The organism is Staphylococcus simulans, from assembly GCF_002994445.1.
In the GTDB taxonomy this organism is placed as follows: domain Bacteria; phylum Bacillota; class Bacilli; order Staphylococcales; family Staphylococcaceae; genus Staphylococcus; species Staphylococcus simulans_B.
In genome coordinates this window covers 304,303-328,447 of sequence record NZ_MRZJ01000002.1, presented here as the reverse complement: position 1 = coordinate 328,447, position 24,145 = coordinate 304,303, and the positions used below count along the sequence as shown (strand labels likewise).

22 protein-coding genes are annotated in these 24,145 nt (G+C 36.8%); 3 read left to right on the top strand and 19 right to left on the bottom strand.

Annotated features, from left to right (window positions below; genetic code table 11):
• Positions 1-321: 321 nt before the first annotated feature.
• The 7 genes from C7N65_RS05010 to C7N65_RS04980 form a co-directional block, all read right to left on the bottom strand.
• Positions 322-1,392, bottom strand: coding sequence for an Mrp/NBP35 family ATP-binding protein (locus C7N65_RS05010; protein WP_105993372.1), 1,071 nt, complete (start codon positions 1,390-1,392; stop codon positions 322-324).
• A 173-nt stretch (positions 1,393-1,565) separates the two neighbouring features.
• Entirely contained in the window at positions 1,566-3,023 is a 1,458-nt protein-coding gene (locus C7N65_RS05005) for an MDR family MFS transporter (protein ID WP_105993371.1), read from the bottom strand.
• 82 nt (positions 3,024-3,105) lie between these two features.
• Positions 3,106-3,573: a SepA family multidrug efflux transporter gene (locus C7N65_RS05000; RefSeq protein WP_105993370.1), complete on the bottom strand. Its 468-nt coding sequence runs from the start codon at positions 3,571-3,573 to the stop codon at positions 3,106-3,108.
• A gap of 98 nt (positions 3,574-3,671) precedes the next feature.
• Positions 3,672-5,006 carry a multidrug efflux MFS transporter SdrM gene (gene sdrM, locus C7N65_RS04995; RefSeq protein ID WP_105993369.1) on the bottom strand — a complete coding sequence of 445 codons (1,335 nt, stop codon included), beginning with the start codon at positions 5,004-5,006 and terminating at the stop codon, positions 3,672-3,674.
• A gap of 87 nt (positions 5,007-5,093) precedes the next feature.
• The gene (trhA, locus tag C7N65_RS04990) at positions 5,094-5,777 is read right to left on the bottom strand and encodes a PAQR family membrane homeostasis protein TrhA (protein ID WP_105993368.1); all 684 of its coding nucleotides are present in this window, start codon (positions 5,775-5,777) and stop codon (positions 5,094-5,096) included.
• A 21-nt stretch (positions 5,778-5,798) separates the two neighbouring features.
• Positions 5,799-6,992, bottom strand: coding sequence for a UTP--glucose-1-phosphate uridylyltransferase (locus tag C7N65_RS04985; protein WP_105993367.1), 1,194 nt, complete (start codon positions 6,990-6,992; stop codon positions 5,799-5,801).
• A gap of 198 nt (positions 6,993-7,190) precedes the next feature.
• Entirely contained in the window at positions 7,191-7,706 is a 516-nt protein-coding gene (locus tag C7N65_RS04980) for a metal-dependent hydrolase (protein WP_105993366.1), read from the bottom strand.
• Positions 7,707-7,894: 188 nt separating this feature from the next.
• On the opposite strand from C7N65_RS04980, the gene C7N65_RS04975 reads away from it, so the two are divergent.
• Entirely contained in the window at positions 7,895-8,155 is a 261-nt protein-coding gene (locus tag C7N65_RS04975; RefSeq protein ID WP_105993365.1) for a hypothetical protein, read from the top strand.
• Positions 8,156-8,222: 67 nt separating this feature from the next.
• On the opposite strand, the gene C7N65_RS04970 is transcribed toward C7N65_RS04975, so the two are convergent.
• A complete protein-coding gene (locus C7N65_RS04970; protein WP_105993364.1) occupies positions 8,223-9,320 on the bottom strand; it encodes a low temperature requirement protein A in 1,098 nt (365 codons plus the stop codon).
• A gap of 149 nt (positions 9,321-9,469) precedes the next feature.
• Here C7N65_RS04970 and C7N65_RS04965 point away from each other — a divergent pair, with 149 nt between their 5' ends.
• Positions 9,470-9,805, top strand: a complete 336-nt coding sequence (locus C7N65_RS04965; RefSeq protein WP_105993363.1) for a heme oxygenase — start codon at positions 9,470-9,472, stop codon at positions 9,803-9,805.
• A gap of 96 nt (positions 9,806-9,901) precedes the next feature.
• Here C7N65_RS04965 and C7N65_RS04960 read toward each other — a convergent pair whose 3' ends face one another.
• From C7N65_RS04960 to C7N65_RS04930, 7 genes are all read right to left on the bottom strand, one after another.
• A complete protein-coding gene (locus C7N65_RS04960) occupies positions 9,902-11,272 on the bottom strand; it encodes a YjiH family protein (protein WP_105993362.1) in 1,371 nt (456 codons plus the stop codon).
• Positions 11,273-11,442: 170 nt separating this feature from the next.
• Positions 11,443-12,405, bottom strand: a complete 963-nt coding sequence (locus tag C7N65_RS04955; protein WP_105993361.1) for a FecCD family ABC transporter permease — start codon at positions 12,403-12,405, stop codon at positions 11,443-11,445.
• On the bottom strand, positions 12,402-13,427 hold the full coding sequence (locus tag C7N65_RS04950; RefSeq protein ID WP_105993360.1) for a FecCD family ABC transporter permease: 1,026 nt from the start codon (positions 13,425-13,427) through the stop codon (positions 12,402-12,404). Before C7N65_RS04950 ends, C7N65_RS04955 begins: the two co-directional genes overlap by 4 nt.
• A 31-nt stretch (positions 13,428-13,458) precedes the next feature.
• Complete coding sequence (locus tag C7N65_RS04945; RefSeq protein ID WP_105993359.1) at positions 13,459-14,448, bottom strand: ABC transporter substrate-binding protein; 990 nt, start codon at positions 14,446-14,448, stop codon at positions 13,459-13,461.
• Between the two features lie 277 nt (positions 14,449-14,725).
• The gene (locus C7N65_RS04940; protein ID WP_105993358.1) at positions 14,726-15,796 is read right to left on the bottom strand and encodes an alanine racemase; all 1,071 of its coding nucleotides are present in this window, start codon (positions 15,794-15,796) and stop codon (positions 14,726-14,728) included.
• Positions 15,797-15,801: 5 nt separating this feature from the next.
• Positions 15,802-17,556, bottom strand: a complete 1,755-nt coding sequence (locus tag C7N65_RS04935) for an IucA/IucC family protein (RefSeq protein ID WP_105993357.1) — start codon at positions 17,554-17,556, stop codon at positions 15,802-15,804.
• Positions 17,557-18,735 carry an MFS transporter gene (locus tag C7N65_RS04930; RefSeq protein ID WP_105993356.1) on the bottom strand — a complete coding sequence of 393 codons (1,179 nt, stop codon included), beginning with the start codon at positions 18,733-18,735 and terminating at the stop codon, positions 17,557-17,559.
• Between the two features lie 107 nt (positions 18,736-18,842).
• Here C7N65_RS04930 and C7N65_RS04925 point away from each other — a divergent pair, with 107 nt between their 5' ends.
• Positions 18,843-20,810, top strand: coding sequence for an IucA/IucC family protein (locus C7N65_RS04925; protein ID WP_105993355.1), 1,968 nt, complete (start codon positions 18,843-18,845; stop codon positions 20,808-20,810).
• A 120-nt stretch (positions 20,811-20,930) separates the two neighbouring features.
• Here C7N65_RS04925 and C7N65_RS04920 read toward each other — a convergent pair whose 3' ends face one another.
• The 4 genes from C7N65_RS04920 to C7N65_RS04905 form a co-directional block, all read right to left on the bottom strand.
• Positions 20,931-21,425 carry an Asp23/Gls24 family envelope stress response protein gene (locus C7N65_RS04920; RefSeq protein WP_105993354.1) on the bottom strand — a complete coding sequence of 165 codons (495 nt, stop codon included), beginning with the start codon at positions 21,423-21,425 and terminating at the stop codon, positions 20,931-20,933.
• Between the two features lie 64 nt (positions 21,426-21,489).
• Positions 21,490-21,729 carry a DUF2273 domain-containing protein gene (locus C7N65_RS04915; protein ID WP_105993353.1) on the bottom strand — a complete coding sequence of 80 codons (240 nt, stop codon included), beginning with the start codon at positions 21,727-21,729 and terminating at the stop codon, positions 21,490-21,492.
• A 15-nt stretch (positions 21,730-21,744) separates the two neighbouring features.
• Positions 21,745-22,293 (bottom strand): alkaline shock response membrane anchor protein AmaP, encoded by a 549-nt coding sequence (amaP, locus tag C7N65_RS04910; protein WP_105993352.1) that lies wholly within the window; start codon positions 22,291-22,293, stop codon positions 21,745-21,747.
• 155 nt (positions 22,294-22,448) lie between these two features.
• Positions 22,449-24,011 carry a BCCT family transporter gene (locus C7N65_RS04905; protein ID WP_105993351.1) on the bottom strand — a complete coding sequence of 521 codons (1,563 nt, stop codon included), beginning with the start codon at positions 24,009-24,011 and terminating at the stop codon, positions 22,449-22,451.
• Positions 24,012-24,145 lie beyond the last annotated feature (134 nt).

Here is a 24,145-nt window from a genome sequence, read left to right as displayed (position 1 = left end):
CAGTAACGTTATTTATTATATCACTTCTCTTTTGCGAAGTCAACATTTAATTAACATTACTTTTACAATTTTAAAATGTTTGTTTCATCTTTGCAAGAGTAAGTTTTACACTCTCGAAATAATTTGTCGCGTTTTTTTCAGCGACTTAATTATCATATCACTTTGATTTCGTTAATTCAATAACTTTTTTCAAAGTTTTTTAAGTGGTTTGAACTGTTGTTTCGTTCTCTTGCTCACAAAAATATATTCTAACAGGATTCTGAGAAATTGCAAGAGAAAAACGCAAGTTTTTTTAAAAAACTTGCGCTTCATGAGAAAATCTTATTTTTTCATAGTTTTAGTAATAATTTTTTGTGCAATTTGTTGATAAATTTCACCTAATTGGTCTTCAGGTTGGTAAATTGAAGGCGCAAAGTCTTTAGGATCCCAAGTTGGTTGCGCTAAAGGAAGTTGTCCTAACAAGTCAGAATTTAATTCATCTGCAAGTTTCTTACCGCCATCTTTACCAAAGATATATTCTTTATTACCTGTTTCTTTACTTTCGAAATAAGACATATTTTCAATAACACCTAAAATTGAGTGTTCTGTATGTTTAGCCATTGCACCTGCACGTGCTGCTACAAATGCTGCAGTAGGATGCGGTGTTGTAACGATAATTTCTTTACTTGACGGCAGCATTGTGTGTACATCTAATGCCACATCGCCTGTTCCTGGAGGCAAGTCTAATAGTAAGTAATCGAGTTCGCCCCATTTAACATCTGTAAAGAAGTTAGTCAGCATTTTCCCAAGCATAGGTCCGCGCCAGATTACAGGTGCGTTTTCCTCTACGAAGAATGCCATAGACATAACTTTAACGCCATGACGTTCTACAGGTTTAACTGATTTTCCTTCGATACCAGGGCGTCCATCGATACCCATCATATCCGGTACACTGAATCCGTAAATGTCAGCATCAATCAAACCTACTCTTTTACCTTCACGAGCAAGCGCTACTGCCAAGTTGACTGCTACTGTAGATTTACCAACGCCGCCTTTACCTGATGCAATCGCAATAAACTCGACCGGGTTATCTTTTGATAATAAGCCTTCGATTGTTTGCGGTTCATCAGTCGGATCATCTCCTGTAAATTCAGCAACTTTCTCAGGGTCTAATTCTTCAAATCGGATACCGACTGTATTCGCACCGTTTTCTTTTAGTGTTTCGACAATCGCCATTTGCAAGTCTAACTGAGGTTTGCCACCTAACTTAGCCATTGCAATTTTAACACTAACGTGTTCAATTTCTTCTTTAATTGTGATATTGACAATACCACCTGTATCTTTAAGCGGGACATCTAAAATAGGATCTTTTAATTCTCCCACTAATTTGTCGACCTGTTCAACTGTTAACAAAGTAAGTCACCCCAAATATTTATAATTGATTACTCTTTTTATTTTAACAAATTTAATGTAGGAGTGGTAACGAATAATCCGACCAAATGAATAATTTCGCTCAATATATTACAAAAAACCAGTAAAAACACGCGATTCATGTTTTTACTGGTTTATATTTCATAGTCTTAATTTTATATTTTACGTACATTCACTTGCTGTTTTGATTGGCCTTTCACACGGTCTCTGATAAACAAACCGATAATAAAGCCGATAAATACAATTACCGTTACAACGCCGAATGATAAATCCACTCCGCGTGCAATTGCTTCTCTGTGCAATAGTTCTTTTGTCGCTGCTTCATGAGGGTCTGGAGCAAATGTTCTTGAACCTAAAGTCATTAATGCCACCATTAATGCTGTTCCGATAGACGAAGCCATCATTCTGGCGAAGTTCATGATTGCTGTACCATGAGAGATATCTTTATTCGGCAGTGCGTTGACACCTGCTGTGTTCAGCGGCATTGCGAGTAAAGAAACCGAGAACATTCTTAGTGCATAAATCACTACGAGGTACCAATAAGGTGTATCTACTTTTAAGAATGCTAATACTGCTGTGAGTACTGTCAGCATAATGAAACCTGTAATCACTAAAGGTCTCACACCATATTTATCATAGAACTTACCAGTGTAGATAGACATTACACCGTTGACGATTGCACCTGGCAAAATAACAAGTCCTGATAAGAATGCTGAAAGCCCCATTGCGTTTTGAACATAAATCGGAATTAATAATGCGGGACCAATCATAGAAGTCATGACAATCATGGAACAAATAGAAGTTAGAGTAAATGTCTTGTTCTTAAAGACACGTAAATTCAAAATCGGATTTTCAATCGTTAATTGGCGTTTCACAAATGCATAAATTACAAATAAACTTGCCACAAACGGTACATAGAACATCCAATTATGGAAGCCTAATGAACCTGCACTACTGAATGCATATAACATAACACCGAATCCTAATGTTGAATACACAACAGATCGTTTATCCAGTGTAATGTCTTTTGGTTCATTAAAGTTTGCAATACTGATTGCACCGAAGATAAATCCAGCTAATGCAATGACCGCAACCGCAATAAACGGTGTACGCCAACTGCTGACATCAATAATCAAACCGGAAACTGTCGGTCCGATTGCGGGTGCGAAGGATATTACTAATCCTGCAAGCCCCATCGCAAATCCTCTTTCTTCTTTAGGGAAGAGCGTAAATAATGTAAACTGCATCAGCGGCATAATAATACCTGCGCCCATTGCTTGTATCACACGAGCAGTCATCAATACACCGAAGTTAGGTGCTATGGCTGCTAAAATAGATCCTGCTAAAAATATACCCATGGAAGCTAAGTATAAAGGTCTGGTTTTTACTTTATCCATTAAGAATGCTGTTAATGGAATCATGACCCCGTTCACAAGCATAAAGCCAGTTACCAACCATTGTGATGTATTTTCACCAATGTTGAAACTGCGCATGATAGCAGGCAAAGCTGTATTAAGAAGCGTTTGGTTTAATATTGCAATGAATGCACTTGTAATCATTACCGTAACGATAATGTTTCTTTTTTGATGTGAAATAGTAGCCTGCTCTGGCATAGATATAAACACTCCTTTATAAACTTACCATAATATAATGCAACAAAAATGGTTAGCAAAGCAAACTAATTGCTCATTCGGATTATTTATTTCTATTGAGGTTCTCACTTTCCGGATAAAAGACTTCTTTGCATACATAAAAGAATGCCATAATCAGCATAATCACCCAAAAATCAATATTGATTGAAGTGTAATGAATATGGATCACGAAATAGAACATCAGTGTAGTTACCGAATAAGAAATCAAATGGAATATTTCTCCATGAAAATATGGACTTTGCGGTAATTTCTTTTTGAAGTAATCCATCAAGTATTCCACTAAGAACATCGTGAAGTAACCGAGCACAATATAGCTGCCGTAATAAAATAAGTTTTGATAAAAACCTTTGTTATATCCAAAATACCCTAGATGCCAAAAGATAAGCAGACGACTTAAACCATATAATACAAATCCTAAGAGTGTGAGGAAAATCGCACCCGAAATCACAAACACTAATAGAACAATCAATGTAGATATCAAATTAAAAATATTAAATTTGAAAAATTTCACGTTTTCCTCACCTCATTTCATTTTTTATACACCCGTATAATAACACAAACTCATTTCCTCTATAAATAAAATATCCCGCTCATCGGCGGGACATCCTATCAAGTCTTAGATTCATTTTTATAAGCAATGATCCATAATACATATAACGCAGCAATGAAGACTAATATCAACGATACGTTATTTAAAATACGTGCCCCGCCGACAATAAATGGTAAAGCATACATGCCTCCCATGATTGTTGAACCGATGGAATTCCCTAGGTTTTTAGATAATGAATAAAACGACATCATCCGCTTCATCTCATGCGGCGAAGTTTCTTCTTGCACAATCACACTGTCCTTTGTATAAACAATACCAAAACTTGCACCTGCCAACAGCAATGTAACAGCTAACAACAAGGGTGCAGCATGTGTGACAAACACAATCAAACTACATAGCAATAATGATGTAAATGCAACAAGATATAATGCCTTTCTAGTTAATCTTGCTTCTATTCTATGTAAGTTGAAGTTAATCAATAACCAAGCTGCTGAAATTGGAAAGACAACAAACCCGCTTTGCAGCGGCGATAATCCGATTTCTTCCTGCAGATAAATCGGCATATACAAGTTATAACCCATCAATATCATGGCATAGACGAAATCTGTAATAAAGATAATCGTAATGCGTCGGTTGAATTCCTGAATGGGCAAGAATGGTGCACGTACTTTCTTTTCAATTGTTGTAAGGTAGTACGCAAATACTAAACCGATTGCAATTAAAACAATTTTAACTGCCATTGAAAATGGCGTCGTAATTGCACCCATAATAAAGATTAATGCTAAATAGAAAAATAACAGTCCTTTTGTATCAAAAGGTTCTTCGTTTAAAACTTTATCCTCATCAAAATGGAAAGTGGCAAATGCAAGTACCGCTGCAATCGCAGCTATCGGAATATTAATAAAGAATAACCAATGCCAAGTCGCAAATTCTAAAATTGCACCGCCGAGCAAAGGTCCAATAATACTGGATATACCCCAAACACTGCCGACTATTCCCATTATTTTATAACGCAGCGGAATCTCAAATGCCAGTTTAGGAACAATTTGGCTCAGTACCATCATAATACCTGAACCCATACCTTGAATAAAACGCGAAACAATCAGCAACGCAAATGTGCTGCTTAAACCAGACATTAAACTACCGATGCTGAATAATAATAAACCTGCAATCGTTACATGAATTAATTTGAAGCGTGATAAAAGCTCTCCGACTAACGGATTTACAATGACTAATGCAATAAAATAAATAGAAAATACCAGCGAAATTGCACTCGTTACATTCAAATCAGTTTTAATCGTCGGCAGTGCCAAAGAAATAATCGACGTTTCGATAGCAGCCATAAACATAATTAAAATCAATGCAGTTACGACACCAATTGATTTTATATTCATACGTACACCTCTTTCTTTCTGATTAATCTCTCTTAATGAAGAAAGAGGTTGAGACTTCTGATTATCAAAAGCCTCATCCTCTTAGCACTACATAAAGTATAAAATACCGATAAAATGGCATATGGATGCGATCACAATAAAAATATGCCATATCATATGAAAATAAGGACGATTTTTTTGTGCATAAAACCATGCACCGATGGTATAAGCAATGCCGCCTAATAAAATAAACAGCATAAATTGCCAAGATGCTTCTCTCCAAATAATCGGAAGATATAAAATTCCGACCCATCCCATAATCAAGTACATAAACAAACTCAGTTTCGGATTCACATTCTCTCCGATTGCTTTATAAAGGATACCCCAAATGGTAATCCCCCACAACAGCAGCATAATAATCCAACCGAACCAGCCGCCGACAACAACCAGCGAAACAGGTGTATATGTACCGGATATTGCGATATAAATCATACTATGATCAATAATACGCAATATATACTTATGGGGAGAGTTATTCTCCATCACATGATAAATCGTTGATGACAGCAGCATCAAAAAGATGCTGATAATATAAATCGAGACACTGACTGACGCTAATAAGCCGCCATGTATGTAACTATGTACAGAGGCATACGGCAAAACAAGCAATGCGATAAAGGCAGCTGCACCATGAGATACAGCATTGCCTATCTCTTCTCCGAATGACAGTGGAATAATATCTTTAAAGCGATTGAGCCCATGGCCTGTGTGTGAATTTGAAGTCTGTTTCAATAATGACTCCACCTTTTTTCATTAAATAAGATTTCTTCGTTTTAAATCTTCTGTTGCAGTTTCTACACTATCTTTGCCTTCACGGTTTTTAAGCGGTGAAAACTCTTCTTCTCTCGGAACTTGCAAAGTAATAAAACTTGTTGCGTATTTAAAGATATCAAAATAGAACAATTCGAATTTCAATGCCGTATCTTTCACTACATTATAATCTTCATCTAATTGTTTCAGCTGTTTCACTGCTAAATGATATGGCATTTCGCGATTGACAGCTGATTGAATAAACGCAAGTTTAAATGCATGGATGCCGATGTTCGCATTTTGGAATTGATGTACATCAGAATCGCCCAACTCAGAATACTCAAGCACTGCATCTTTGCTGTCGATATTTACAAGACGACCGACACTTTCATTTTCTTTAGGTCTGATGGATTTCGTACTGATGTCGCGGTTAGCTTCTGCAGTAAAACCTGCAAATACCGGATCCAGCACACGTGCTAATACATTATCAATATTGTTCATAAAGATAAATTTAACACCGTCTTCTTCCATCTTATCTAAATAACCATATTCATCTAAGGCTTTAAATACACCGCCGTTTCCGTTCGGCGTTTCCATCACTTCAGCTTTTTCAGTTAAAATAATACCGCCGTCTTCATTCAATGCGACAATATTTTCTTGTTTGAAGAAGTGAATGGCTTCAGGATCGTAACCAAAGTAATTTTGATCTTTAAAGAATTTTTGTGTTGCTTCATCATTAATGTCGCTTGTCATGATATACCAGTCCACAGTATGACCTGTCTGTTCTTTAAGTTTTAAAAGCTGTCTTGCTTGTAATTCAAATAAGCTGACTCCTTCAATTTCAAAAGAACCTTTCGGACCATCATAGCCAAGACGCGTACCTTGACCGCCAGCCATTAATACAACTGCAAATTCGCCATTCTTAATCGCAGCAATACCTTTATCATAATATGCGTTCAACTCTTCAGCAGAGAAATCTTCGCGTACTCTGTATTTTACTTCTGACGCTTCCAATGCCGCTTCTGATTTATTTTGTGATTGTTCAACATATAACGATTGATACATATCCATAATAGAAGATAAATCTAATGATTCTAATTTATTAGCAATATTTTCTTTTTCATTGGCACTCATCAACTTTTCCAATTCTAAAAAATGCTGTTGATTAAATTTCTCTAATTTACTCTTATCAAACATGATACCTCTCCTTAAGTTTTCCGCGATTAAAAAGCGTTCTTTCCCTCATGCAGTATACATTGGTATGTTCGAACCTTTCAACATTCTCAAATTATATCATAAATAGATACATCAAGCGCAAACCTCCGCTTAATTCATAAGCAGAGGTTCCTTTTAAAACGATTCTATTAATCTATACATAACACAAACTTGAAATCATTAAAAGTTTAAATGCAGCCAATGGGTTAACCATTGATTGATAACTTCGCGAAATATAACATATGTCCCGCCGAAAGTAAATGCAGTAGCCAATGAGAGATCTACCATTCCCCCTGTTTTAAATTGCACAGGCAGTTTAACTGACAGTGGAAATGGATATAATAACTTAACACCTCTTGGTGTCAGCATATCAAGAATGATATGCGAAGCCATGCCGCCTATAATGGCTGCCATATATACAGGCGGTGTATGTATAGTAGATAACAGCAGCGCAATAATAAGCGTAAATAAAATAGAATGTGTGAATGTGCGATGACCGAACAAAAGCCGAACGATAATGCTTAAAAATTTAAAACGCCGTCCGATTTTGCTTTGTGCATGGCAAATGTCTGGCAATAAGCTTCCAGCCCCTGCCAATACTACAGCAGTCACGGAAGTGAATAAATCCGGATGGTAATAATTTATCGCAAGCGTTCCTATTAGAAACCCGCATGATAAGTGTGTTTTCCCTGTCATCTCTATACTCCTTTCTGATTTTATTATTTTAGCACATTTTCCACATAAACACGAACATATTTTCGGACTGTATGTTCGCTTTTTAATTAGTATGTCATATTAATCAAAAAAGTATCTCACATTTGTTGAAAACGGTTTCTAAATAGTGTATGATAGCTTTACAAAATAAATAAAGGATGTGTTCCATAATGGCAATGACAGTAAAGAAAGATAATAACGAAGTTCGTATCCAATGGAGAGTAGCAGATATCAAAATCCCTACAGAAAGTATTAAAAGCGTAACAGAAGATCAAGATATCCACGCACTTGTAGATGCAGGAGACAAAGAAGTTTCTCGTATCGGTTCAACATTCGGTAAAACTAACCGTGTTATTATTGATACTGAAGATCACGAATACATCATCTTCACTTTCAATGATAAGAAAGTCTATAATGAACTCACAAAATAAATCTTTAAAATAAGCACAAAAACTTCCGTTTCGTATTGATTGAAACGGAAGTTTTTTCGTTATGCAATTACTCAAAATTCTTTAAAATATCTTTGTTTTCATGATAATACATACCGCATAACACAATAATACCGATAATTTGTACAACTGTAATGAGATGTATATTCGGAATAATAAAACCTATCAAGGTCGTCACTAATATAATTGCAATATATACACCTTTTTTCTTTGTGATATTGCGATGCAAAATTGTGTCAAAGAATACACCAAATAAAAAGACACAAAACGCAACAGTATAGCCGATGCCCTCTCCAAAACTTAATGGATGTTCAGATAATCCTTTATTCATAATCAGGAAAATAAAGTTTGCATTATAAATGATGAACAAATGCAGATAAATTGTTAAAAAACCGGTAGCTTCATCTTTTTCTTGATCCAAGCTGCCTTTGTAATGGAAAGAGTAAATTACAAATAAACTAATGATCATCAAGAAATATACAATATCTAAAATTTTAAAGTGCGATAGATGCATATTGCTGACAATTTGTACAATACCTTCCCCAAACAGTAAAATCATAAATAAACTCAATCGTTCTGTTAAATGCTGGAAAATAACCGGATTCTCTTTTGATGCTCTCGCAAATAATGCCGGATAAATCGCTGAGATAACGATACCTACGAAGTACACCCAAAAGTTAATGCCTTTAGGCAATAGTATACCTACAATAGAAAAAGCAACTGTTAATGCTAATCCTGAAATATAAACTTTTAAAAAACGCGAATCAATCGAATGATCAATCAACTTGTAGCTTAGTGCATATTGAATCATAATACTGATAAATATGACAGTTGTAGTCGCCGCAAATGGTATAAAGGTCTCTTGAAAGTGTCCGTTAATCGCTTTTGACAAATATAAAATAAGGAACATGTCTATAAATAAGAACACGTATTGATACCATTTTTGCTCGAAAAACCGATTAATAAACAACGTATGATAAATCCATATTGAGAAAAACACTAAAAACAACATAAAATTTTTGCCCAGACTTTCAACATTCACAAGCGAACTGGAAATTTGTTCAACCGTAATATTGATTGTCGAAAGGACGTAAACAAAGACCAAGTCAAAAAACAATTCCGCCATACTTACTTCTTTTTTCTTCATCACTTTTCCCCTCTACTGATAGACTCTTCTTTTTCTGTTTAAATATTGTACCACACAACTTGCTTTTAAAATAACTAAAATTACTTCTTATTCAAAATGTAAAAATCGGGTAAAGAACATTGAGACATATTTTGAAAGGACTGATGGTTATGTATATTGTAACGAATCAAATAGAAATTAAAAAAGGTTATGCCGAAAAAATGGCACCTCGTTTTACTTCTAACCAAGATCTAAAAAAGGTACCTGGTTTCAATCGCGTTGAAGTCAGCTTGCTTGAAGATGACATAGAAGATACAGAAACAATAAATGTAACAACTTGGTGGGATAGCCTAGAAGACTATGAAAACTGGGTGAACAGCGATGCTTTCAAAAAAGCCCATCAACGTCCTAAATCCGATTCAGATAAAGAACAAAGCAAATCTCCTGTTATCAAAAGCAGACGTATTAAATCTACTGTACTATCTTCATTAGGAGATATTTCGTGATTTTTCTTTAAGAGAAACAAAAATACGCAACACGTTTATGCAATATGTGCACGACGTGTTGCGTATTTATATTTTTATTCTAAGTCTTTCATTAATTTAGAAATATAAGTGTGCCATTATAGCAATAATCGGCAGCACAATAATTGTTCTGAGTAAGAAAATCACAAATAATTTACCGATGCTGACTGGAATCTTAGAACCTAAGATGACGCCCCCTACTTCAGATAAGTAAATCAATTGAGAAATACTTAATGCTCCTACAACAAATAATGTAATCTGACTCTTCACACCTTCAATTAAAATCGATGGCAAGAACATGTCCGCAAAGCCGATCAGCATAGTTTCAGAAGCACGTCCTGCTTCAGGAATTTGCAACAGCTCTAAAATCGGCACAAATGGTTTACCGATAATTTCAAAGACCGGCGTATAAGTTGCGATAATTGTAGCTAATGTACCAATTGCCATAACTACTGGTAAAATCGCAAACCACATGTCAATCACTGTACCCAATCCTGATTTGAAGAATTGTACGAAACCAGGCGATTTGACACCTTTTTCAGTTGCTAAGTTGAAACCATGTCTGACTGCAGAAACACCTTCAGGCTTCGATTCATCTTTAACATAGTCGCTGTTATCAACTGCATATTCTTCAGGTACACTGCGCAACGGCCAGATTCTCGGCATAATCATTGCTGCTACTAAACAAGAAACAATGACTGTTAGGTAGAAATAGAAGAAATGATTCTGCATACCCACTGTTTCTGCGACAACAATCGCAAAGGTCAGTGATACTACACTGAAAGTTGTTGAAATAACAGTGGCCTCACGTCTTGAATAAAAGCCTTCTTCATATTGACGGCTTGTAATAATAACACCGACAGTGCCGTCGCCGATAAATGAAGCTAAGTTATCGACCGTTGAACGTCCCGGCAATGTAAACAATGGTCGCATAATCGGTCTGAAAATAGGTCCTAACATTTCTAACAGACCAAACTCCATTAATAGCGGTAAGAAAAGCGCCGCAAAGAAGAACACTGTAAATAATGTAGGTAATAAGCTTGAAAAGACTAAATTTCCGGTATCATCTGAATAAACCATCTTTGTTCCAATATGTAAAAATGTCATCCACGCAAATACTACTGCAAGCAATCTCACGATCAGCCATATCGGAGTTACATTAAAGACTTTATTCATTAAACCGTCAGGTTTTAAGTGCTTCTTTAAAAAAGTAGAACAAAATAAACTTAAAACTCCTGATAAAGTTATAACAATTAAGATGAGATACGGCATTGACGGCCCTAATGTTTCTTTTAACCAATTGGCTAAAAAGGCTACCGTTAATGTTGTTTGTTTCTTCCCATCTTGTGTAACTGGAATCGGCACTAAGAAGAGTAAGATACCGATTGCTGACATCACAATAAATTTAATACGTCCCTTTAAGATTTCTGATTTTGTATATTTTTTCATAGAATCTCCCTCTCATTACAATACATTATAATCATATTGAGAAGACTAAGCAATAAGAATTTTAATATTAATACATAAATATGTATAAAATTAATTGTTATAATATTCTAATAATTTAGTCCGTTAAAAAACTGTCTCACGTTTTAATGAGACAGTTTAAACATTCCCTATTACATTTTGCGTAAAACATAAATAAAGTAAGGTGCACCGACAATCGCAATGATCACACCGACCGGTATATCGAGCGGCGGATGAATTCCTCTTGCCAGTGTATCGCTGACCACAATTAAAATAGCGCCAACCAACCCAGACATCATAATAATATGAAGATGTTTGTGTCCTACGATAGAACGCGCAATATGCGGTGCAATCAAGCCTAAGAAACTTAATCCCCCTACAACAGCGATAGATGAACCTGCAAGCATTACTGCTAATATCAGCAATACCATTTTAACAGGACGCACTCGCGTACCTAGTGCTGTCGCCACTTGATCGCCTAAATGCAAGATGTCCAAGCGCTGTGCTAAAAAGAGAATAAGCGGTACGGTCACAATGAACCACGGTAAAATGGAAATCACATGTTCCATAGAACGTCCGAATAAACTACCCGTCAACCAGACTAATGCTAAGTTCGCTTCAATTGGGAAACGGATTAATAAGTATTGTACAACCGCCATACAAATCGCACCGATTGCTAAACCGATTAATGCTAAATTCGAACCTTGCACTTCTTTTCGTGCAATTAAGTAAGACAATAGTAAGCTGATGACTAATGCACCGGCAAACGATGCGACAGGCAAGACATAAATAGGTGCTTTCGGAAACAGAATCAAGACTGTAACTGCCGCTAAACTTGCACCTTTTGTAATACCGATGACGTCAGGTGAAGCTAACGGGTTGCGGACTACACCTTGAATGACTGCACCGGAAATCGCTAAACTGCTGCCGACCAGCAAGCCGACAAATAATCTCGGCTCACGATATTGATTCACAATGAAGTCATCTTGCAGAATTAAACCTTTAACTGCTTGCAGCGGATTGACAAACACTGCACCGACACATAATGAGAAGATAGAAACAATAATCAAAATGGCGATGACAATAGAATATTTGCGTCCTAAATGCTTTGTCATGTCCGTTTCACCCCTCTCAATGTTAATGCTAAGAAGTAAATTGCTCCGACGAATGATGTCACAATACCGACAGGTGTCTCAAACGGAAATGAAATCAAACGGCTTAATACATCTGATAACAGCAGCAATGCTGCACCGAAGATCATCGTCAACGGAATAATCACGAAATAGTTATGAGAGGTATAATATTTAACAATATGCGGTACAATCAATCCGATAAAGCCGATTGGCCCTGCAATTGATACTGAAGCACCAGCTAGAATCACAACCAGTACCCCCAGCAGCATACGTGTGAGTTTAATATTTTGTCCTAGTCCGCGTGCTAATTCATCTCCAAGTTCCAATACAGAGATTTGGCGTGCCATAAACAACGCGCCGATAAATGCGCCGATAATCCAAGGCATAATGGAAAGGACATCCGCCCATTTCAATGTAGATAATGTACCTACAAGCCAAAAGTAAACAGTTGTTGTAGAATCTTCATTCAATAAAATAATCCCTTGCGTCAAACTTGTGAAGAAAAGATGCACAGTCATACCAGCTAATGCTAACTTAACTGGTGTCATACCTCGCGTAGAATCCGACAACATATAAACAATACTGCCGCCGATCAAAGCGCCGATAAATGCTAATAATGTTGAAATCGCAGTTAATGCCGGAAAAATTACTGTAATCACAACAATTACAAATGAGGCACCTGCGTTCACACCGAATATTTGCGGCGACGCAAGCGGGTTGCGTGTCATAGCCTGCATAAACAAACCGGCTACTGCTAAAGCCGCACCAATCAATAAACCGCCTACCATTCTAGGCATACGGATATTATGTATAATAAATGTGTTTTTCGTGTCATGATGCCAAAGTAAATAATCTGCAACGTCTTTAAACTTCATATGTGTTGAGCCTACAGTCAAATTGAAATAGATAATAAGAAAAAGAAAGCACACACTCCCGATAAACAGGAGCGTTGTGCGTCTTCTTTGTTTCTTTTCAACCAGGCTGTGGCTAGATTGGTTCGTCATAGCCGTTCACCCTTCTATTATTCTTAATCGCTTATTTGTTGTCTTGTTCTTTAGATAGTTTTACTAATTCTTTCGCAATTTCCTCTGATGAAATCAAGCCGCGAGATCTTGACCAAGTACTGCGGTCTACAGTGTAAACACGTTTGTTTTTAACTGCATCGATTGTTTGCCATACTTTGTCATTTTCTTGTTTTTTCAATAACGGTTTGTCTTTTTCATCAATCATAATGAACATTTGTTTAGGATTTACTTTAGCAACTTGTTCAGTTGTCATTTTCAAGTACGGACCTTCTAAATATTTAGGCAAGTCTTTTGAAACATCTTTGTTTAACGCTTCTTTAAATCCTAATTCATTGAATACTTGACCTACATAAGATTTATCTGAGTGTGCCATGATATCTGTTTTAGTTAAAACAGCTGGTAAAGCAGCTAAATCTTTGTTTAAAGTAATATCTTTTGAATACTCATCCATTTTCTTTTTATGTTCATCTAAGCGTTTTTGGCCTTCTTTTTCTTTATTCAAGGCTTTTGCGATAGTTTTGAATGATTCAAGATTTTCTTTATAGTCTCCATCGAAACTTGGTAATAAGATTGTTGGAGCTATTTTGTTCAATTCTTTATAAATACCTTTATGACGTTGCGCATCCGCAATAATCAAATCAGGTTTTTCTTTACTGATGACTTCTAAGTTAGGTTGTTTACGTGTACCTACTGACTCATAATCACCGATTTTTTCGCGAATCGGTTTAATAATACGATCTTTCTTGTTGTCATCTGCCACACCGACAGGTTTCACATCTAATGCCGCTAAGGCATCAACGAATGAATATTCTAAAGCAACAACACGTTTAGCATCTTTCTTAACTTTTGTAGTGCCTGCTTCATTTTTTACTGCAATTGTATCTTCTGAAGATTTGCTGTCAGATTCCTTTGAACTGTCTTTGCTGTTATTTCCGCATGCAGCAACTACTGTCAAAGCGAGTACTAACATAAGAATACCAAGAAACTTTAATCTGTTCATGCTTTCACTCCTTAATATGGTTAGATGCTTTATGAGACACAAATGAAATGACGCTTTTGTTAACTTTGAAGCTATCATAAAATCGCCCAAGTTATGTATGCCAGAAAGGATTACAATCGCTTTCATTCATTATGATATATCCCATTTAGCGCTCATTCAATCATCTTACTTTTTATTTTATTGATAACGATTCTCAATGTCAATATAGATATAAATTTTTTAAGAAAAAACCGAACAAATTAGTCCGGTTTTCACAATACTTTCTTATTTTCAAGCGTTAAGGCCTGATTTGTACATGGTCAGGATGTGTTTTAAAGTGGTCTACTAACACTTGCACACCTGCATCTTTAATGTAGACATGCTTCAATGTTTTTTGATACATACTTTGTGCCAATGCATTATAGCCTAATGTAAATTCAATCACATCTCCAGTTTGATAATAATCAGCATTCTGCAAATCAATCATTAAATGGTCGCTGGTTGCACCCATCACTTTGATTTGATTATTAAGCGGCATGATATCTTCTACAACTGTATCGATATGTCCAATATCTAAAATAGCTTGCAAGTAAGATGTATCCCGCTTCACATCAATTCTTGGTTTAATCTCTATAATTTCAGCTTTCAACGTAATCGCATTTTGATATAAATAATGAATCGGCTGCTGATCTACTGTGCTGACACCTCTGAATAATGATTCTCCAATGCGCAGATGATTGATTCTGCCGAACGTACAATAATCCAGCAGCGGCAAAGCACTAGAATTACCTCCGGAAATCATATTCAACGGATAGCCTGTGTCTTTTTCTACATTTTGTATGAATTGATTAATACGTAAGATATCTTCTTCCGTCGGCGGAAAGTCCATAAAACACATAAAGTTGAAAGCCAGTCCTGCTAGACAGATATTAGGCATATACATGATTTCATTGATATAACGCACGACATCATAGGTTAATACACCTTCGCGGCTGTCTTTCCAATCTACCATTAAAAGTATTTTATGTTTGCGCCCTTGTGCTTTAGCTGTTTCATTTAATAAACGAATGGTTTCAATATCTGTTTGAATACTGATGGCTGTCTTATTGACGCAATCTTCTAATTCACTGCGGTTCGGTGTCCGTATCAGCATATAGGAGAGTGCTTCATCATTAAGTTGATCGATATTGACCATACGTGCATCACCCATTTGATCAAATCCTAAACTTTTTAAAGCTTCTACAATCAGCTTATCTCCGGCAACACATTTTATAACCGGCATCATTTCCAAATTTCTTTGGTCCAGCTTTTGTTTCAGCATCAGCGCATTAAATTTGATTTTAGCTAAATCTATTTCTACATAAGCCACATGACTCACTCTCCTTTTCGCAACGGATTCTCTAGAACTGTATTGACATAGCGTTTCACTTTGCCTTCCATACGCATTCGAAGCAGCGACTTCACTTTGATTGTCGGTCCGAACAGCACACGATGCAGTACTTCTGCATGCGGTTGGTTAGGATCTATCGCTTGTTTCGTAATATGCTGCACAATTTCAAACAATTCCGCTTCCGTCACACCTTCATATTGGCTCAAATGATAAATCAATTCTCCTAATTGATTTTGAATCACTGCATGTTGAAATTTCGCAATCACTGCTTCCATGTCTTTTGCAATTAAACTTTCGTTTTCAACGCGTACATTCGGTATTTTCTTTCTGAGTGTTTCTAAATCAATACGCGAACCGCCTAAATCTCTGACCATGAAAGTCATTTTATAATCCTTGCCTAATTTCACAATGGTATTTTGCATATGTGCTTCTAATGCTATACCGTATTCTTGAATATAAGCAATCAAAGGCGGTATTAATGTATGTGCATAGACAGTAATGAATTGTTTGATGGATTCAGGTGTCACTGCATTATCCACCCATTCTAAATAGCTTTCCGCAATTTTCTTATTATCTACAGGATTAAAATTGACTAAACTTGCTGTGACGACAGTGACGCCTTCTCCATCTAGCTCAGGTTTTTCCCGCACTATATATGCTAATTGACGCGCTTGATCCGGTTCTGTTTTAGCATGCAGACCAAACGGTTCTTTTGCGACTTTCAGCTGCGGGTAAACATCTAACATATCTTGCAGTTCATAGCTGAGTTTAGGTCCGTCTACTGTTGTTACAGAAGACACAGTACGAACAGCACTTGTTGCTTGTACTTGTACCGGCAATTTAATATGAAACGAATCATCTAACAGCGCCATCGTTCTAAATGATAAAGTCGCTTTAGACTTCAACGTAACGGGTGTCGGAATTAATCGCTGTTCAATCATCCATGACTTAAATTGCTCCACTATGACATGTTCATATTGCCAAGGATGTACAATCACCACTTCAAAATCATCAATATTATAGCCGAGTGCTTTCGCATAATCTTTCAGTTGCTGTTTGTGATGTTTCAAAACTTCATTCAACATAAAGTCTTGATCGTGCGATGCACTAGTTGTCACTGCATCTGCCTTCTTCAACAGCATAACTTTTAATGGAATGATTTGTTCGAATTCAGGCGCATAGCGCTGCACTTCTTCATTTGTTAAGGGCAATTTTGTTTTCGATAATGGATGTGTCGGATGCCCTTCTGCGACTAAACTTTCAGAGTAAAGCAAATCATCCATTTCACCCAACGCAGTCATATGCGACATCCACGCAAAGTAATTCAAACTTACAGGCATCCTTGAGAATTTCATGCTGTCTTGAATCAAGTTTCTACGCTGCTCCATTTGCGCATAGGTTAAATCAAAACCTCTTCTGCTGTGAATCAATTCTTGTTTCAAGCGTTCAGGAAAAGGTGTATCGAAATGTGTTTCTAATATTTCTACTAAAGCTTCTAAGGAAGCAATCGGTGTTGTTTGGTTACCGACTTGATATTGAATTTGACCCACCATTTTATAACGTTCAAAGGCACCGCGGTCAGTAATTTTTACAAACAGCAGCTGTCCTTTATATTGTACTTCTAATCTGTCTTCTAAATGACGGATATGCGTACCTTCTGGATAGATATGCTCTTTGACCCATGCATTGAATACACGGTGCTGCATATTCATATCTGCTTGTTGAATTGTTGTTTCCATTTATATTACACTTCCTCTATTCTTCAGTTCTTTAACCCCGTAAAACAAGGTCGCGATGATAATCGTACTGATTCCCATCGTAATAAATGTAGGCACGATACCAATCATCTCTGTTAAAGCACTCATAATGACAGCACCTAACGGAATCATACCGCGGTCCATCATGACTATACTTAATATACGACCGCGCTTCTCTGGTTCGATATGTGTTTGGAAATAAACACGATTGGTCGTACGTGCGCATTGACTGAATAATCCTATTAAGAAGATACATCCAAAAAGTAAAATCGAGTTCGGCATGATCACCATCAATAATGTGATACCAAATAAAATCGAACTCAAATAATACACATTGATTGAATAAAATAATTTCAATAATTGCGGTAAAAGCAATGTAGCAGTAATACCGCCGAGTGCACTAAATGTCATTGCAATACCAAAGACAGAGGCTTGACCTGGAAAGTTCAAACTGGTTAATACCGGTAAAAGCGTGGTATATGAAAAGCCAGTTGCCATGATAAGCAATGATGTGATAAAAATATTGAGTCCTTGTACATGAGTGTTAAAATAATCTTTGACGACCGACACTGAAAAGCGGGCATCTGCTTCTTCGGTAGAAGCTGAAGCTGTTTTAAAGTGCAGCGGTACACATAAAAGTGCAGCACCGACATAAACAACAGCTTGTGCTAAAAAGGCAAATTTTACATTCAGCACTGCTATAATAGCACCTGCAACTGCAGGACCGATTGATCTGCAGATATTGATAATAAATGAATGATATGAAACTGCCTTGACTGTACTGAGCTTTTCAGATAAATCTGGTAAAATTGCTTGTCTGATCGGCGTCTCTACAGCATTAAGTATGCCTCTCCCGCAGGCATAAATCAAAATAATGTATATTGGCAATTCCCCGATTTCAAAACTTAAAAAACATAAGATTGCAGTTAAAACGGCAGAAGATGTAATCGTAATACGAATTAATACGCCTCTATCATACTTATCTGCAATCGCACCAGCCCAAATGCTTAAAAATAAAATAGGAATGAGCCGTACGAAATTGACAAGACCAAGATAAAACGCATTATGGTAAGAGTCATAAACATACCAGTTTAATGCAATTTGTCCGATCCAATTCCCCAAAAACAGTAGGAATGAACTTGGAAAAAAATATTTGGCCATTTCAAAATTCCACCTGTCTTTTTAATTGATAATGATTATCATTACCGATATGATGGATTATACAAATCTTTAGTAGTTTTGTAAAATGATTAATTAAGAGGTGTATTATGAAAAATAATTTACAAGATACTCATCAGCAACCAATCAACCTGACACAAGAGGAACAATCAGCATATGATTTTCTTAGTGCCAACCACCCATTGTGGGCTGAACAATTTACTAAAGTTTTACTTACAGCCAGAGATTTAATTACAAAACGTCTCGTGGTTTCAATTTATAGAGAAAATATGGTGAACCAAGCGCATACTTCACAAATTCTTAATGCTGAAGAAGTTCCGTTTGCGCTTGTGTCCCCAACACAAAAGGTTATGAAAATGGATTGGCCGGCTTCTGATCAATCACTTTATGCCCCTATCTCAGGATTCCATGCTTTTGACCGCATTGATATGCAGGGACCTTTTTATTTTGTATCCCTTTCTGATTCTGATCATGTACAGCGTATTATGCATCCAGAAGAAGTATTGAATGTCATCTTGAAAGAGGCGCCGCAATATACGGGTCCTGCAAGCCAGCAATTCAGTGATGATATGATGAACAGTGCAGCCAATATGGCACTTGCATTAAGCTATCAAGCAACTGCTTTAAAAGACGATACACATTCAATGCTTGAAATTATCGAACAGGCTTCAGACAGTTATTTACGTTCTGAACAAGCAGTCATCGAAGGTCATCCGCTTCACCCGGGTGCCAAACTGCGTAAAGGCTTAACGCCTGAAATGAATATCCGCTATTCTTCAGAGTTTCAGCATAAACAAGCCTTAAAATGGATTGCTGTGCATAATGACTTAGTTCGAACACAAACACTTGAGCATACATATAATGACACGCTCTTTAATGCTTTTGATGGTTTGAAAACAGCTTTTGAGCAAGCTGTACCAAATGATGCCAAAGAAGCTTACAGTATTATTATTTTGCATCCGTGGCAATATGATGAAATTTTACATCGCGATTACCAAGATGAAATCAATCAAGGGCTTATCTTAGACATTGATTATGATACAACGTATTATGCCGGTCTATCCTTTAGAACATTGATACCGAAACTGCCGCAAACTACACCGCATGTGAAGTTATCTACCAATGTGCATATTACAGGTGAAATTCGTACCCTATCTGAACAAACTACTTTCAATGGACCGTTAGTGACACATATCGTCAATCGCATCTTAGCACAAGATGCATTATTTAAAGACATCCAAGCTTCAACGATTCCTGAAACAGCAGGTATTCATTTTTATAATGCGAATGATCAAGGCGAATATCAAACTGAACGCAGCGAACAATTAGGTTCATTATTGCGCGAAAACGTTTATCATCTTACAGAAGACAATACGATTAATATCATTCCATCAAGCTTTGTGTCAGTGAACCCTAATGAAGGCACTGCGGTGGTCAATGCATTGATTACACGTTTCAAAGCAGCACAAAAGTTTGATGCATTCGAATCTGCCGCATTATCATGGCTTTCAGATTATGCACAAGCCCTAGTAGATTTAGTTGTTCCGCTGATGGTTAAATACGGCATTGCATTAGAAGCACACCTTCAAAATGCGGTTGCTTCATTTAACCTAGACGGCAGCTTCAACCATATCTTTATCAGAGATTTTGAAGGCCTGAGAATTGATGAATCACAGTTGAATCAACTTGGTTATCCAACTGCTCATTTCCATGAGAAATCACGTATATTAACTGATAAATCCGTTTCTGTTTTCAACAAAGCCTTCTATTCAACGATTCAAAATCATTTAGGCGAAATGATTCTTACTATTGCACAACACGCAGAAGATAGCGCCGCATTTGAAAACAACCTGTGGAACGAAGTTAAACGTATAACACAAGCCAAGTTCCAACAAATGCATGAGGATAAAGAGATTGATAATGAACGTTTATCACGTATCGAACAAGTCTTCTTTGATCAGACTATTGACTATAAGTGCGTGACAACCATGCGTTTAGAAGATGAGGCACATGAATATACTTACGTGAAAGTCGACAATCCTTTAGCATCTCACTAAATCAAATACTCTTATATTCTGGCAGGAAGCATAGACTTCCTGTCTTTTTTGTATTTCTTCCAAAAAAAGAGGGCGGAAACCTATTTCCGTCCTCTGCCATTACTTTATGCTTCAGATTACTTATTGTAATCCTTTTTCTTGTTTTTGCTGCTCTTTATTATCTTTTTGTTTTTGTTCGAATTCTTTACGTGTCATCACATCTTCAACACGCATATTCACTTCAACAACTTGCAAGCCAGTCATGTGTTTTACTTGTTCTTTAATCAAGTCTGTCACTTTACGGAAGATTTTAGGTGCTGCTTCACCGTATTCTAAAATGACTTTTAAGTCTACTGCTGTTTGTTTTTCTCCTACTTCAACCGATACACCTTGTGTGACATTTTCAGTACTAGAGAATTGGTTGCTGATGCTGTCTACGAAGTTGCCTTTCAATGACAGAATCCCATCTACTTCGCGTGCCGCAATACCGGCAATTTTTTCAATAACTTCATCTGCGAATGTTAATTTGTTTTGGAATTTAGGTTGTTGGTTCGCTTGGTTTTCTTGCTGCTCCACTTGGTTTACCCCTGTTTCTTGGTCATATGCTTGTTTTGCTTTAGTATTATCAACTGCCATAGTGCATTCTCCTTTTTATTTAGAAATTTCCATATGCGTCTCAAATATTTACTAAAATTATAAGTTAGCTCCACCGATTTAAAAAGTTTAGAAATTGTTGTCTACGGTCTTTAATGTACCCGATTCCTATTCCGATTAAACACAACACGATAATCAGGACGGTTTTCCAAAAGCCGATGGTTAAAAATAAAATCGCAATGATTAAAAAGACTAAAAAGCCAACAATTCTTCCAATGTAACTCTTTATAAAATCAACAACGTGTTGTGTAGAATCATTCGGTTTTTGTTTGTTTTCGTTAGACATCCTGTTCCCCCTCCTTTATAACACTCTTGGACTTGATGGACTTTTTTGATCCTTGACATTTACTTCTAATTTTCTAATAGGTACTTCCGCAAAATACTCTACGTTTTTCTTAATATCTGTTCTGACATTTTCAGTTATCGTTTGTGCATGTGATTGATCTGGTAAAAAGAAATCAGCCTTTAAGTCTATGTAAGACTTTTTCTTCTTGCTATAGCATTTTGTCACCACATTCGGCTGCATGAGCTGATCATATTGTGCCATAGTATCAAGTGCAACTTTATCAATTGATTTTCTTGATATATAGATATGACCATCCGAATAGAGTTTATACAACCCTGGTTTTCGATGTGTGGGCGCAAACAGACTGAAAATCAGTATGATGCCGAGTAAAATCAGTAAACCTGCTAAGGTAAACAGTACTGGCAAGAACCATGCGAAAGTCAGAAGCTGTTGCTGATAAGTATCAACTTGCGGTACTTGAGGTACTTTCACAAGCATAAAGACAAGCATACCGACAACTGCCACAATCAAAATACCTAATATAAAATTTTTCAATCTTCTCACGGTGCTGCACCTCCTCAATCCTAATGTTAATTACTTTAATATTTAAATACCCCTGCTAAACAATTGGAAAACACATTGAATTTAACCAATTAAAAATTAAAAAGCATAAGCTCTATATACAAGACGTATTGTATATAGCAGCTTATGCTTTATAGTTAAGAATCTGACTCTGAAATATTGCGGTTATGCTTTTTAGACAGCACTTTACGCTGTTTATGATTTGCCGTGTGATACCTCGGTTTTTCTTCGCCTAACGCTATAAACAGCGACCACATCATGAAAATAATGACAACGGAGAAAGGCAATGCAGCGATAATCAATAAGTTTTGAATCGCTTGTGTTCCTCCTGTATAAATCATGATCAATGCGAACAAGGCTAAAATCACACCCCATGAAACTTTGACTGAAGATGAAGGACTGATGCTGCCTTTTGAACTCAGCATACCTAATACATAAGTCGCTGAGTCAGCTGATGTGACGAAGAAAATCATAATGACTGCTAACGACACTAAACTTAAAATGAAACCTAAAGGATAATGCTGCAGTGTCGCAAATGTAGCTGTTTCAGTTGCCTCTTTTGCAATATCTGCAATACCATTTTTCTGTAAATAAATCGCAGCTGAACCGAATACCGCAAAGAAGAAGAAACATACTAATGCCGGCACAAATAATACACCTAAAATAAATTCTTTAATTGTACGGCCGCGTGAAACACGGGCAATAAAAATACCGACGAATGGTGCCCATGAAATCCACCATGCCCAATAGAATACTGTCCAGTTCTGCATCCATTGGAATTTGTCGCCGCCATTTTGCGGAATACGCAAACTCATACCGAAGAAATTGAAAATATAATTCCCTAATGAGTTCGTAAAGTTATTCAATGTGAATAATGTTGGTCCGACCGCAAACAAGACAATCAATACGATAAATGCTAATACCATATTGATATTGCTGAGTGTTTTAATCCCTTTATCAATCCCTGACCAAGCACTCCATGTGAATAAGATTGTCGAAATTACTACAATGACAACTTGCATTCCAAAGTTAGACGGCAGTTTGAATAAATAGTGCAGCCCTTCATTAATCTGCAATGCACCGAATCCTAAAGTTGCAGCTACACCGGTTACCGTCGCAATAATCGCAAGTACGTCAATCATTCCGCCGATAGGACCGCGCATGCGCTTTTCGCCGAATAACGGCACTAATGTTGCACTGACTAATCCTGCATAGCCCCTATGGAAACTGAAATAGGCAAAGACTAATGCGACAATACCGTATACTGCCCAAGCATGCACACCCCAGTGGAAGAATGCGAACTGCATCGCATCATCAATGGCTGCTTGCGTCCCTGCTTTATGTAACGGAGTTTGTGTATAAGCATGGCTGATAGGTTCTGCTGTTGTCCAGAATACTAAACCAATTCCCATACCTGCACTAAACAGCATCGCAAACCAAGATTGCAGTGAAAACTCAGGATCTTCTCCTTCCTCACCTAAAGTGATACTAGAATAACGTGAGAACAACAAATAAATACAAACAATCAAAATCACTAATAATAAAATCAGATAATACCAAGTGAAATATTTTGCGATGAAAGTTGTAATTTGTTGTGTCCCTGTCTCAAGGTGTTTTGGGAAAATTGCGCCGAAAATCACAAATAGCGTGCATATCGTAAGCGCAAACCAAAACACTTTGGTCATCTTATTGACTTTCATAAACCTAAATCCCTTCTAAACGTTGATATGATGTCATTACCCGATATGGCGCTTTTTAACCTTTATTATTTTTTGCGGTATTATACTGGGTTGTGCATTACTTTTTTTAAGAAAAAAGCACTGAAGTGTTTACC

What these genes read in the sequence shown, in the direction of transcription:
- C7N65_RS05005 (WP_105993371.1), bottom strand. Translation starts at nt 3,023, where the DNA reads ATGCCAGAGCAGGCTACTATTTCACATCAAAAAAGAAACATTATCGTT.
- sdrM (WP_105993369.1), bottom strand. Translation starts at nt 5,006, where the DNA reads ATGAATATAAAATCAATTGGTGTCGTAACTGCATTGATTTTAATTATG.
- C7N65_RS04985 (WP_105993367.1), bottom strand. Translation starts at nt 6,992, where the DNA reads ATGTTTGATAAGAGTAAATTAGAGAAATTTAATCAACAGCATTTTTTA.
- C7N65_RS04980 (WP_105993366.1), bottom strand. Translation starts at nt 7,706, where the DNA reads ATGACAGGGAAAACACACTTATCATGCGGGTTTCTAATAGGAACGCTT.
- C7N65_RS04975 (WP_105993365.1), top strand. Translation starts at nt 7,895, where the DNA reads ATGGCAATGACAGTAAAGAAAGATAATAACGAAGTTCGTATCCAATGG.
- C7N65_RS04970 (WP_105993364.1), bottom strand. Translation starts at nt 9,320, where the DNA reads ATGAAGAAAAAAGAAGTAAGTATGGCGGAATTGTTTTTTGACTTGGTC.
- C7N65_RS04965 (WP_105993363.1), top strand. Translation starts at nt 9,470, where the DNA reads ATGTATATTGTAACGAATCAAATAGAAATTAAAAAAGGTTATGCCGAA.
- C7N65_RS04960 (WP_105993362.1), bottom strand. Translation starts at nt 11,272, where the DNA reads ATGAAAAAATATACAAAATCAGAAATCTTAAAGGGACGTATTAAATTT.
- C7N65_RS04955 (WP_105993361.1), bottom strand. Translation starts at nt 12,405, where the DNA reads ATGACAAAGCATTTAGGACGCAAATATTCTATTGTCATCGCCATTTTG.
- C7N65_RS04950 (WP_105993360.1), bottom strand. Translation starts at nt 13,427, where the DNA reads ATGACGAACCAATCTAGCCACAGCCTGGTTGAAAAGAAACAAAGAAGA.
- C7N65_RS04945 (WP_105993359.1), bottom strand. Translation starts at nt 14,448, where the DNA reads ATGAACAGATTAAAGTTTCTTGGTATTCTTATGTTAGTACTCGCTTTG.
- C7N65_RS04935 (WP_105993357.1), bottom strand. Translation starts at nt 17,556, where the DNA reads ATGGAAACAACAATTCAACAAGCAGATATGAATATGCAGCACCGTGTA.
- C7N65_RS04930 (WP_105993356.1), bottom strand. Translation starts at nt 18,735, where the DNA reads ATGGCCAAATATTTTTTTCCAAGTTCATTCCTACTGTTTTTGGGGAAT.
- C7N65_RS04925 (WP_105993355.1), top strand. Translation starts at nt 18,843, where the DNA reads ATGAAAAATAATTTACAAGATACTCATCAGCAACCAATCAACCTGACA.
- C7N65_RS04920 (WP_105993354.1), bottom strand. Translation starts at nt 21,425, where the DNA reads ATGGCAGTTGATAATACTAAAGCAAAACAAGCATATGACCAAGAAACA.
- C7N65_RS04915 (WP_105993353.1), bottom strand. Translation starts at nt 21,729, where the DNA reads ATGTCTAACGAAAACAAACAAAAACCGAATGATTCTACACAACACGTT.
- C7N65_RS04905 (WP_105993351.1), bottom strand. Translation starts at nt 24,011, where the DNA reads ATGAAAGTCAATAAGATGACCAAAGTGTTTTGGTTTGCGCTTACGATA.